The sequence below is a fragment of the Rhodopila sp. genome, assembly GCF_035548095.1.
Taxonomy (GTDB): domain Bacteria; phylum Pseudomonadota; class Alphaproteobacteria; order Acetobacterales; family Acetobacteraceae; genus Rhodopila.
Map to the genome: position 1 here is coordinate 32,100 of NZ_DASZUV010000009.1, position 10,364 is coordinate 42,463.

The following is a 10,364-nucleotide window of genomic DNA, read 5'->3' on the forward strand; positions in this document are numbered from 1 at the left end:
GGATAAAGCATGACAGGGCCGGCCCGGCCCTGTCATGCTCCTATCCGTCCCGCTTGCGCATCTTGTGGAACGCCCGCTCGATATCAGGCCGGATGCGTGCCGAGCGGGCGGCGGTGAAGCCGATCACCAGCCCGACGGCGTAGCCATGCCGGCCGCCGGGGCCGCCCAGCTCCTCCATCAGGTGCGCCGCCACGGCGCCGTCATTCAGCACGCCCAGTGCGTCCTGCAGCTCGGCGATGCGGCGGATCGTCCGCTGCGTGGCCTTGCCCTCGTCCAGCGAGGAGAACATTTCCGCCGCGTAGCGGGCCCGCTTGGCGCGCAGCCGCAGCGCGTGCAGGGCCGGGATGTCGAGGTCCTCGATCCCCTTGCCGGCGCGGACCATCTTCTTCCAGCGATGCCGCACGACGCCGGGACCGAAATGACCGACCGACATCGGCGGCTGGTCGTCCGCTTCTACGGTGTCCGCCGCCGCCCCGTCCGACCGCGTGTCGCCCGCTCCCGCGTCATGCGGCCCCGCGTCACGCGGCCCCGCATCATGCGGTCTGGCATCATGCGGTCCGGCACCCGACCCCATGCCGCCCGGTCCGGTGTCATCCGCCGGCGGCGCCGATCCAGCGGCCCCCGCGCCGGCGACCGCCGCGGCCTGCCAGGACCGGGCGGCGGCGAACCAGGCGAGCTCGATGCCAAGGCGGCGGAAATCGGCGCCCAGCAGGTAGTCGGCCAGCGCCGAGCGGTAGTCCCGCCGCTGCCGCTCCGCCGCCGCGATCAGCTTGCCCAGACGCGCGTCGTCGGGCAGCTGCGCGCGGACCATCGGCGCCGTCTGGGTCACGAACACGTCCCAGTCGCGGGAATGCGACAGCGCCTTGCCCAGCACCCGCAGCGCCGCGTGAACCGGGTCCAGCGCCCCTGGCGGCAGCACGTGGCGAAAGATCGATACCGCGGACAGGGCGCGGCGGGTGGCGACCCGCATCTGGTGCACCGCCTCGATCCGCCGCGTCTCGGCATCCTCGGGTCCGTCCGGCTGGCAGGCGGCGGGGGCGTGGAACAGGATGACATCGGTCAGGTGGCCCAGGATATGCGCCAGCCCGTCGGTGATCGGCATGTCCGGATCGGGCAGCCGCGGCGCGCCCAGGTGGCGGGGCGGCGGTTTCCGGCCGGTCGCCAGGGCGATCCCCTCGGCGGCGAGGCTCGCGGTCGGTATCCGCACCGCGAAGGCGCCGGCAATCTGCAGCGCGGTCGCATGGACGGCGGTGTCCTCCCCCTCCAGCAGCAGGCGCGCGGCTTGCCGCTCCGCCGCGACCGAACGCAGCACGCCCCGTTCGACCGACATCGTCAGCAGCATGCCGTCGACGCGGTGCAGGCTGATGCTGCGGCGGCCCTCGAACGCCGCCAGCGGAATCCAGGGGGACGCGCCCGGCGCGTCGTCGGATTCCGGCAAGGCGTCCCGCAGCGCGCGGGGGCTGTCGCCGCTCGCCTCCACCGGCGGCGGTTGCCCGGGCAGCCAGGTCTCGCCGCCGGGCAGCACGCGCTCCAGCGACCAGGTGCCGCGGCTCTCGGTCAGGGTGAGGCCGGTTTCCAGCAGGCTCCGCGTGGCGCTGTCATGCCAGACGCGCTTGACCGGCTGCGTCCGGGCACGTCCCTCCCGCACCGCCGCCAACGGCTTGAAGCTGCCCAGCCGGGCAATGTCTTCAGGCTCGGCCTGAAGTTCAAGTCGCATCGGGCCTAGTCCACCTGCTCCAGCAACCTCGGCGTCAGGTAGCGCACCAGCTTGCCGCCGCCCTCCCGCAGTTCCCACCAGGAGCCGGCGATGGTGAACTCGGCCAGGCTGCAGGTGGGAAAGGCTTCGACCAGGGCGCGTCCCGCCTTTGACACCGAGGCCGGCAGCGGCCGGTCGGTCAGGCCGGCCAGGCTGATCGCCAGGTCGTGCAGGCCCGGATTATGGCCGATCAGCAGCACGCTGCGCACGGTTTCCGCGACACCGTGCAGCGCGCCCAACAGGTCCGGCACGTCGGCGAGGTAAAGGCTCTCGGTCGGTTCGATCAGCGGGGAATCGGCCCAGGGCTCCAACGCCTCCATCGTCTCCATGGTGCGCCGGGCCGGGGAGACCAGGATCACGTCCGGCTCGAGCCCGAGAGCGTGCATTTCCCGCGCCATGCGCGCGACGTTGCGTCGGCCGCGGTTGTTCAGCGGGCGGTCGCGGTCGGGACAACTTTTGTCGTCCCAGGACGATTTGGCGTGCCGCAGGAGCAGAAGCTGTCGCATCAGGCGACCATCCTGCCATGGCAGGCGGCGCTTGTCCTCCCCCAGCCGTGTGAAATCTCGGGACTCGCTGGCCTGTGCATCGTCCCACCTGGCCGTCAACGCTGAGGAGATCGCCGCCCTCGCGGATCACGCCCTCGCGGATCACGCCCTGTCGAGGGGGCGGAGATGCGTCCGCCGCGCCTCCCGCTCGGCGGCGGGGCTCCTGCCACCGTGCTGGGCTTACGCCGCCTGGGCCTCCACCCGCCGGGCGCGCAGGCGGCGGATGCGGCGGGGGTCGGCGTCGAGGATGCGGAACTCCATGCCGGAGGGGTGGCTGATCACCTCGCCCCGCGATGGCACCCGGCCGGCCAGGGTGAACACCAGCCCGCCCACCGTGTCGATATCGGCGTCGCGCTCATCCTCGGTCAGGATCGGCCCGACCACCCGTTCGAAATCCTCGATCGAGGTCCGGGCGTTGACGTCCAGCGTCCCATCCTGGCGCTCTGTCATCATCGGCGATTCCGGATCGTCGTGCTCGTCCGAGATGTCGCCGGTGATCGTCTCCACCAGGTCCTCGATTGTCACCAGCCCGTCGATGCCGCCGTATTCGTCGATCACCAGGGCCATGTGCATGCGCTGCTGGCGCATCTGCAGCAACAGGTCCAGCACCGGGATCTGCGGCGCTACCAGAAGCGGCTTGCGCATGATCGCCTCGATCGAGAACGCGTCCGGCCGGCCGACATAGGCGAACACGTCCTTCACATGGACCATGCCGATCACGTCATCGAGCTGGTCGCGGTAAACCGGCAGCCGGGAATGACCATCGACGCGGATCAGCTCGATCGCCTGCTGCAGCGTCACGTCGGAGCGGATGGCGACGATGTCGGCGCGCGGCACCATCACGTCGTCGGCGGTGGTTTCACGCAGCCGCAGGACGTTGGCGATCAGCAGCCGCTCATGGCGGTCCAGCTCCGGCGGCTCGCCGGGTTCGGGACGCGCATCGGCGGCTTCCTGCACCAGTTCCGCGATCGAATCACGGACCGAGGGTTCCGGCAGCTTGTGGCCCAGCAACTGGCGGAAACGCGCCAGCAGGCCGCCGCGGCTGCCGCTCATGGGCGTCGCGCGCTCATGCGCGCTTCCAGGGATTGGGCACGCCGATGCCGCGCAGGATACGGGATTCCATCATCTCCATCCGGCGGGCGTCGCCGGGGTGCGCATGGTCCTCGCCCCGCAGGTGCAGGGCGGCGTGCACGACAAGATGGGCCAGGTGGTGGGCGACGCGCCGCCGCTGCGCGGCTGCCTCGGACCGCACCACGCCCAGCGCCAGGATCGCCTCCGGCGCCGGCTCCTCATAGGTGAGGACATTGGTGGGCTTGTTCTTGCCGCGATGCAGCGCGTTCAGCCGGCGCACCATCCGGTCGCCGGCCAGCACGACGGTTCCCTGCATTCCCGCGGCATGGGCGGCCCGCCTGACGATCGTCTCGACCCGTGGGACCAGCCGGCGCCAGGCCGGTTCGGCGATGATCAGGTCGAAGTCGTCAGGATCGGGCCGACTACTGGGAGGTTCCATCACCGGTCATTCGTTCATCCGCCGCCGGGCGTTCATCCACCACCGGGCGTTCATCCACCACCGGGCGCTCATCCACCGCCGGACGCTCCCGCTCGGTGCGAGACGCCTTGCGCGCCGGCTCCCCTCGGGGCATGTCCCGCCGGGTGGCGTCCCATTGGGCAGCCTCGCGCTGGGCGGCCTCCCGCGCATCATACGCGCCAACGATCCGCGCGACCAGGGGATGTCGCACGACATCGCGCTGATCGAAGCGGATGACGCCGATGCCCTGGATGCCCTCCAGCGTATCCAGCGCGTCGCGCAGGCCGGAGCGGATGCCGGGCGGTAGATCCACCTGGCTGAGATCGCCGGTGACCACCATCCGCGTGCCTTCACCCATGCGTGTGAGGAACATCTTCATCTGCATCGGCGTGGTGTTCTGCGCCTCATCCAGGATGGCATAGCAGTGCGCCAGGGTGCGGCCGCGCATGAAGGCCAGCGGCGCCACCTCGATCTCGCCATTGGTCATGCGGCGGATCACCTGGTCGGCCGGCATCATGTCATGCAGCGCGTCATACAAGGGGCGCAGATAGGGGTCGATCTTCTCCTTCAGGTCGCCGGGCAGGAAGCCCAGGCGCTCGCCCGCCTCCACGGCCGGGCGGGACAGCACGATGCGGTCGACCTTGCCGGCCTGCAGCATGGCCACCGCCTGGGCGACGGCCAGATAGGTCTTGCCGGTGCCGGCCGGACCGACACCGAACACCATCTCATGCGACGCCAACGCGTCCATATAGGCGATCTGTCCGTTGCTGCGCGGACCGACGGCGCCGCGGCGGGTGCGGATGGCCGGGATGTCCGACAGCGGCAGCCGCGGATCGTTCTCCGCATCGGCCATGCGGATCGCCGCCTCGATCTCCGGCTTGCCGACGCTTTCACCGCGCTCCAGCTTGCGCCACAGCCCTTGCAGCAGGTCCTGCGCCAGGTTCACCCGATCGGCCGGACCGGCGATCGCGATGCGGTTGCCCCGGCACGACAACCGGACCCCCAGCGCCTGCTCGATCCGCACCAGGTGCCGGTCGTGATCCCCCAGAAGCAGCGGCAGCAGGGTGTTGTCGTTGAACTGCAAGGTGATGGCCCTGCCGCCTGAAACGGCGGTGGAGCCCGTTGCCAAGGGGGGAGCGAGGTGCGTCAAGCGATCAGTCTCTCCTGGACCAGGGTTCCCGCGAGTGAGTTTGGATGAGCCGTGACGATTCGGACCATTGATTCGTTACCGATCAGGTCAGCATGACCGGACAGGTGGACAGGATGAAGAAATGGTGACCGACCGACGATCTGACCAGAGTGCCGGCCAGGACCGGTGAACAGGACCGGCAAGGTCAGGCCGACGCAGGCCTGGGCGAAGCGCGCCTGCTGCTCCCGCAACAGCGCCTGCAGCGCCTGCAGCCGCCGGTCCTTGTCGGCTTCCCGCACCTGCAGCGGCGCGCCGGCCGCCGGCGTGCCCGGGCGCGGCGAATACTTGAAGCTGTACGCAAGGGCGAAATCCACCTGCCGCACCAGCGTCATGGTTGCCTCGAAATCGGCTTCGGTCTCACCGGGGTGGCCGACGATGAAGTCCGATGACAGCGCCAGGTCCGGCCGCGCGTCGCGCAGCCGGTCGACGATGCGGCGATAGTCGGCGGCACTGTGCTTGCGGTTCATCGCCTCCAGGATGCGGTCCGACCCGGACTGCACCGGCAGGTGCAGGAACGGCATCAGGGCCGGAACGTCACGGTGCGCGGCGATCAGGTCGTCATCCATGTCGCGCGGGTGGGAGGTCGCGTAGCGCAGCCGCGGCAGGTCCGGAATGTCGGCCAGTTCGCGCAGCAGCCGGCCCAGCCCCCAGCTCGAGCCATCCGGCGCCTCGCCGTGCCAGGCATTGACGTTCTGGCCCAGCAGCGTGATCTCCCGCGCGCCCTGGGCCACCAGGTGGCGGGCCTCGCGCAGAATGGCGGCAGCCGGGCGCGACTGCTCGGCACCCCGCGTATAGGGCACGACGCAGAAGCTGCAGAATTTGTCGCAGCCTTCCTGGATGGTCAGAAACGCCGTCACGCCCTGCGGCCGCGCGCTGTCGGGCAGGTGGTCGAACTTGTCCTCGACCGGGAAGTCCGTCTCGATCACCACGCCGCCCGCGCGGCTTGCCCCCGCGCGGCTTGCCCCCGCGCGGCTTGCCCTGGCGACCATCTCGGGCAGGCGGTGATAAGTCTGCGGACCCAGCACGATATCGACATAGGGCGCGCGGGCCAGGATCTCCGCCCCCTCGGCCTGCGCCACGCAGCCGGCGACGGCCAGGATCATGCGGTTGCCCGTCGCCTCCTTCAGCCGGCGCAGGCGGCCGAGCTCTGAGAACACCTTCTCGGCCGCCTTGTCGCGGATATGGCAGGTGTTCAGGATCACCATGTCCGCCCCGTCCGCCGTTTCGGCGGGCGCATAGCCCAGCGGCGCCAGCACGTCCGCCATCCGGCCGCTGTCGTACACGTTCATCTGGCAACCCCAGGTGATGACGTGGAGCCGCTTGCGATCAGGAGAGGGGGTCAAGAGGCACGCTCCGCTCTGCCCGGCCGGACCGTTCCGGTGCGGGAAGCGGGAGGAATGGGCAGGCCGGTCGCCTGGGTCAAGCGCGACAGCGCGGAATCGGCGCGTTCATGGCTGGTATTCTGGGATGATCGCCGGTGGTGATGTCAATCATCCGGTGCCGGTGCCATGATTCCGCCGCCGAAGGGGAGGTGAGCGGATGAGCGATGCCGGGTTTTCGACTGTGCTGCGCGCGATCTGGACCGCTGCCGGCGGCGCGCCCGAGGCGCTGGCACATGCGGCGCAGCGCGGCAGCGGCGGCCTGCCGTCGGTGTTCGCGGTCAGCGACCTGGCCGCGGGATCGGTGGCCGCGGCGGGGCTGGCGGCGGCGGAGCTGGTGGCGGCGCGCCGGGATGCCTGGCCGGCGGTGACAGTGGACCGGCGCCTCGCCTCCGTCTGGTTCGGCATGACCCTGCGGCCCGAGGGTTGGCGCCTGCCGCCCGCCTGGGACCCGATCGCCGGGGACTACGCCGCCTCGGATGGCTGGATCCGCCTGCACACCAACGCCCCGCACCACCGAGCCGCCGCCCTGGCGGTGCTGGGCGTGCCGGAAGAGCGGGCGGCGGTGGCCCAGGCCGTCGCGCGCTGGAGCAAGTCCGGCCTGGAGGCCGCCGTCGTCGCCAGGAGCGGCTGCGCGGCGGCGATGCTCACACTGGATGAATGGGCCGGGCATCCGCAAGGCCGCGCGGTCGCGGCCGAACCGCTGGTGCATCATGATGTCACCGATACCGCCGCCGAACCGGCTTGGACGATCCCGCGCGACCGGCCGCTGGCCGGACTGCGCGTCCTCGACCTGACCCGCGTGCTGGCCGGCCCGGTCGCCACCCGGTTTCTCGCCGGCCTGGGTGCCGAGGTGCTGCGGATCGACCCGCCGGGCTGGGAAGAACCCGGTGTGGTGCCGGAGGTCGTGCTGGGCAAGCGCACCGCGCGGCTCGACCTGCGCGACCCGGCGGCGCGCGCCACTCTGGAGACCCTGCTGGCCGGGGCGGACGTGATGGTGCACGGCTATCGGCCGGACGCGCTGGAGCGGATGGGGCTGGGGGCCGATCGCCGCCGGGCGGTCCGGCCAGGGCTGGTGGATGTGTGCCTCGACGCCTACGGGTGGACCGGACCCTGGCGGGCGCGGCGCGGCTTCGACAGCCTGGTGCAGATGAGCAGCGGCATCGCCGACGCCGGCATGCGGCGTCTGGGCAAGGACAAGCCGTTCCCGCTGCCGGTGCAGGCGCTGGACCACGCCTGCGGCTACGCCATGGCCACCGCGGCGCTGCGCGGCATCACCGGCCGGCTGCGGACGGGGCAGGGATCGGCGTCGCGCCTGTCATTGGCCCGCATCGCGGCGCTGCTGACCGGGCTGGACGCGGCCGAGGAAACCCCGCTGGCGCCGGAAACGCCGGACGATCTGTCGGAGGCGGTCGAGGCGACTGGCTGGGGGCCGGCGCGTCGGATCAAGCCGCCGGTGGAAATCGAGGGCACGCGTCTGGCCTGGGCGGTTCCATCCGGTCCTTTGGGCGCTGGCCCGCCTGCCTGGGTGGGATAGAGGCCTGGGTGGGACAGAGGCCTGGACGGGATAGGGGCTGGGCGGGACAGGGGCCTGGGCGGGACAGAGGCGGGGCTTCCCTGACGGGCTCCCTAGCTGGACCGGCGTTCGTCCGGCTGCCGGTGTTTCCATGCCGCGCGGATCACCGGCGGCGCCGATGCCATCCGGCCGCGCATGTCCCGGCTTGGCAGCATCGGCGTGACAGCGCACGATCCCGGCCGTCCGCAGCGGGAGTTCCGTCCATGGCCGCCATCGTCCAGTCGCTCTCTTCCACCGACGCCGAGGAACAGGAATGGCGGCTGCGCTGCGACATGGCCGCCGTCTTCCGGGTCGGCGCGCGGCTGGGTTGGAACGAGCAGATCGGCAACCACAATTCCCTGATGCTGCCGCGGCGGACGCCGGATGAGACGCCGACCTTCCTGATCAACCCGCGCGGCTATCTGTTCCAGGAACTGACCGCCAGCAGCCTGATCGTCTGCGACCTGGACGGGAGGGTGCTGCGCGGGCAGGGCGAACTGCGGAAGGTCGCCTTCCACATCCATTGCCGCATCCACCTGCGGAAGCCGGCGGCGACCTGCATCATCCATGTCCACCCGCGATACCTGACCGCGCTGTCGTTGCTGGCGGAGCCGGAACTGGCACTGTCGCACCACAACAACCTGCTGCTGAACGACCGCCTGGCGGTGGACCAGCATGGCGACGCGCCGGCCGACAGCCATCAGGAGGGCGACCGGCTGGCCGCCGCGCTGGGTGACAGGTCGATCCTGCTGATGGGCGGGCACGGCGTCACCGTGGTCGGTCCGACCGTGCATGACGCTTTTGACGAATGCTTCATCGCCGAGCGGACGGCGATGTACCAGGTCACGGCGATGTCGACCGGCCGGCCATTGCGGTCATTGCCGGAGGCCGGCCGTCGCCATTGGACCGGCCCCTGGGGCGAGAAGATCGATGCCCGCCTGCACCTGGATGCCTGGCGGCGGGTTCTGGATCGGGAGGAACCGGAGTACGCGCGGTAGGGCAGGGCCGCCGGGGCAACGCTGCCGCGATGTGATCCGCTCCAGATGTGATCCGGTCCAGATGTGATCCGCTCCAGGTGACCAGTCCGGGACTTGTCCAGGTGATCAGTTTAGGTGACCTGGAGGGCCTAGAACCGGATCACCGCCCGATACGCATGCCACGTCGCATGCCCGAGCAGCGGCAGCGTCACCGCCAGCCCGACATAGCCCAGCGCCAGCCCCGCCATCGCGAACAGCACCACCAGCGCCGCCCACACCACCATCGCCGGCGCATTCAACACCACCGCCGTCACGCTGGTTACCAGCGCCTCCATCACGCCGACCTTCCTGTCCAGTAACAAAGGCAGCGAGAACGCCCCCGCGGCGAAGGCGATCGAGGCCATGACACCGCCCACGACCGTTCCCACCGCCAGGAAAATCAGCCCATCCTCGGTGAACAGCGCGGCATTCAGCAGTGCCTGCACGCTCAGCATCGTATTCGGGAAGCAGATGGCAAACACCAGGGCGGCGAACCGCATCCACAGTACCAGGAAGCAGACCAGTACCAGCCCGAACGCCAGCAAAGGCCCCGGATTGGCCCGCCACGCCATGATCGCCGTGCCGAAGCTCGGCCGCCGGCCGGCTTCCAGGTCCTGGCTCATTCCGTAATAGCCGACCGTCAGCGCCGGGCCGACCAGCAGAAAGCCGACGATCAACGGCAGGACCAGGTACAGCAGGCCCGCGCCGGCCAGCAGGAAACTCAGCGCGAAGCCGGCGACCACGACGATCATGCCATAAGCGATGCTGGCGGCCATCGCCGCCCTGAAATCCCGCCACCCCGCGGCCAGCCAGCGAAACGGCTGGTCCGTGGTCACCACCCGCACCCGCTCCGCAAAAGGCAGCGCCGATTGGACGGGCTGTGGCTGTGCGTCGCTCTCCATCTCGAACTCCTCCCGTTTCGGGGGCGCTCGCCGTAACGAGGTGATGCGGCTGCCCCGTTCTTGTTCGTGGACAATTCATACACCGGACGAACGACCCATGCGCGCCGTGGCCGGCGGTGTGCCGCCGTGCCGGACCCAAGGCCGTGCCAAGCGCGAGCATGATGGAGTTGTTCGCCGACGCCTTGCGCTCGCGCAACATCACGCGTGGCGGGAGCGATCTGCTGTCAAAGGCCCTTTGTCAAGGACCATTTGCCTGTTTTGGCGGGATAAAGCCGGTATGTGGGACAAAATTCCTTGACACTCGGGAAGAATTCCATCCTAATGGCAGCGGACACACGCAAAGGCCCATCACCATGCCCCCCTGTCTGGCCGCCTTCTCCCTCGTCATCCTCAACGCCGTCGTCACCCCGCTGATCGTCCTGCTGCTCGACGCCGCCGGCGGCGATGCCACCGCCGCGCGCGACGAGGCGCTGGCCATGATCGCCGATTACGAG

Annotated in this window: 9 protein-coding genes; 2 read left to right on the forward strand and 7 right to left on the reverse strand. The window is 70.3% G+C overall.

The features are described from left to right. Positions 1-40: 40 nt before the first annotated feature. The 6 genes from VHC04_RS09250 to miaB all read right to left on the reverse strand — a co-directional run bounded on the left by VHC04_RS09250 (position 41) and on the right by miaB (position 6,361). Positions 41-1,717 (reverse strand): CHAD domain-containing protein, encoded by a 1,677-nt coding sequence (locus tag VHC04_RS09250; protein WP_325680340.1) that lies wholly within the window; start codon positions 1,715-1,717, stop codon positions 41-43. Between the two features lie 5 nt (positions 1,718-1,722). Continuing rightward, the gene (locus tag VHC04_RS09255) at positions 1,723-2,262 is read right to left on the reverse strand and encodes a SixA phosphatase family protein (RefSeq protein ID WP_325680342.1); all 540 of its coding nucleotides are present in this window, start codon (positions 2,260-2,262) and stop codon (positions 1,723-1,725) included. A 219-nt stretch (positions 2,263-2,481) separates the two neighbouring features. Then, positions 2,482-3,354 carry a hemolysin family protein gene (locus VHC04_RS09260; RefSeq protein ID WP_325680344.1) on the reverse strand — a complete coding sequence of 291 codons (873 nt, stop codon included), beginning with the start codon at positions 3,352-3,354 and terminating at the stop codon, positions 2,482-2,484. 13 nt (positions 3,355-3,367) lie between these two features. Next, positions 3,368-3,811: an rRNA maturation RNase YbeY gene (gene ybeY / locus VHC04_RS09265; RefSeq protein ID WP_325680345.1), complete on the reverse strand. Its 444-nt coding sequence runs from the start codon at positions 3,809-3,811 to the stop codon at positions 3,368-3,370. Next, positions 3,795-4,979, reverse strand: coding sequence for a PhoH family protein (locus VHC04_RS09270; protein WP_325680346.1), 1,185 nt, complete (start codon positions 4,977-4,979; stop codon positions 3,795-3,797). Before VHC04_RS09270 ends, ybeY begins: the two co-directional genes overlap by 17 nt. Beyond that, positions 4,976-6,361: a tRNA (N6-isopentenyl adenosine(37)-C2)-methylthiotransferase MiaB gene (gene miaB / locus VHC04_RS09275; protein ID WP_325680348.1), complete on the reverse strand. Its 1,386-nt coding sequence runs from the start codon at positions 6,359-6,361 to the stop codon at positions 4,976-4,978. Before miaB ends, VHC04_RS09270 begins: the two co-directional genes overlap by 4 nt. A gap of 196 nt (positions 6,362-6,557) precedes the next feature. Between miaB and VHC04_RS09280 the strand changes: the two genes are divergently transcribed. Both VHC04_RS09280 and VHC04_RS09285 read left to right on the forward strand, forming a co-directional pair. Further along, positions 6,558-7,934, forward strand: a complete 1,377-nt coding sequence (locus tag VHC04_RS09280) for a CoA transferase (protein ID WP_325680350.1) — start codon at positions 6,558-6,560, stop codon at positions 7,932-7,934. Between the two features lie 242 nt (positions 7,935-8,176). Continuing rightward, positions 8,177-8,950: a class II aldolase/adducin family protein gene (locus VHC04_RS09285; protein WP_325680352.1), complete on the forward strand. Its 774-nt coding sequence runs from the start codon at positions 8,177-8,179 to the stop codon at positions 8,948-8,950. A 128-nt stretch (positions 8,951-9,078) separates the two neighbouring features. Here VHC04_RS09285 and VHC04_RS09290 read toward each other — a convergent pair whose 3' ends face one another. Then, positions 9,079-9,870, reverse strand: a complete 792-nt coding sequence (locus VHC04_RS09290) for a DUF2189 domain-containing protein (protein ID WP_325680354.1) — start codon at positions 9,868-9,870, stop codon at positions 9,079-9,081. Positions 9,871-10,364: the final 494 nt, after the last annotated feature.

Bases quoted from the DNA above. Each gene is read 5' to 3' on its own strand.
- VHC04_RS09250 (WP_325680340.1), bottom strand. From the start codon at position 1,717: ATGCGACTTGAACTTCAGGCCGAGCCTGAAGACATTGCCCGGCTGGGC.
- VHC04_RS09255 (WP_325680342.1), bottom strand. From the start codon at position 2,262: ATGCGACAGCTTCTGCTCCTGCGGCACGCCAAATCGTCCTGGGACGAC.
- VHC04_RS09260 (WP_325680344.1), bottom strand. From the start codon at position 3,354: ATGAGCGGCAGCCGCGGCGGCCTGCTGGCGCGTTTCCGCCAGTTGCTG.
- ybeY (WP_325680345.1), bottom strand. From the start codon at position 3,811: ATGGAACCTCCCAGTAGTCGGCCCGATCCTGACGACTTCGACCTGATC.
- VHC04_RS09280 (WP_325680350.1), top strand. From the start codon at position 6,558: ATGAGCGATGCCGGGTTTTCGACTGTGCTGCGCGCGATCTGGACCGCT.
- VHC04_RS09285 (WP_325680352.1), top strand. From the start codon at position 8,177: ATGGCCGCCATCGTCCAGTCGCTCTCTTCCACCGACGCCGAGGAACAG.
- VHC04_RS09290 (WP_325680354.1), bottom strand. From the start codon at position 9,870: ATGGAGAGCGACGCACAGCCACAGCCCGTCCAATCGGCGCTGCCTTTT.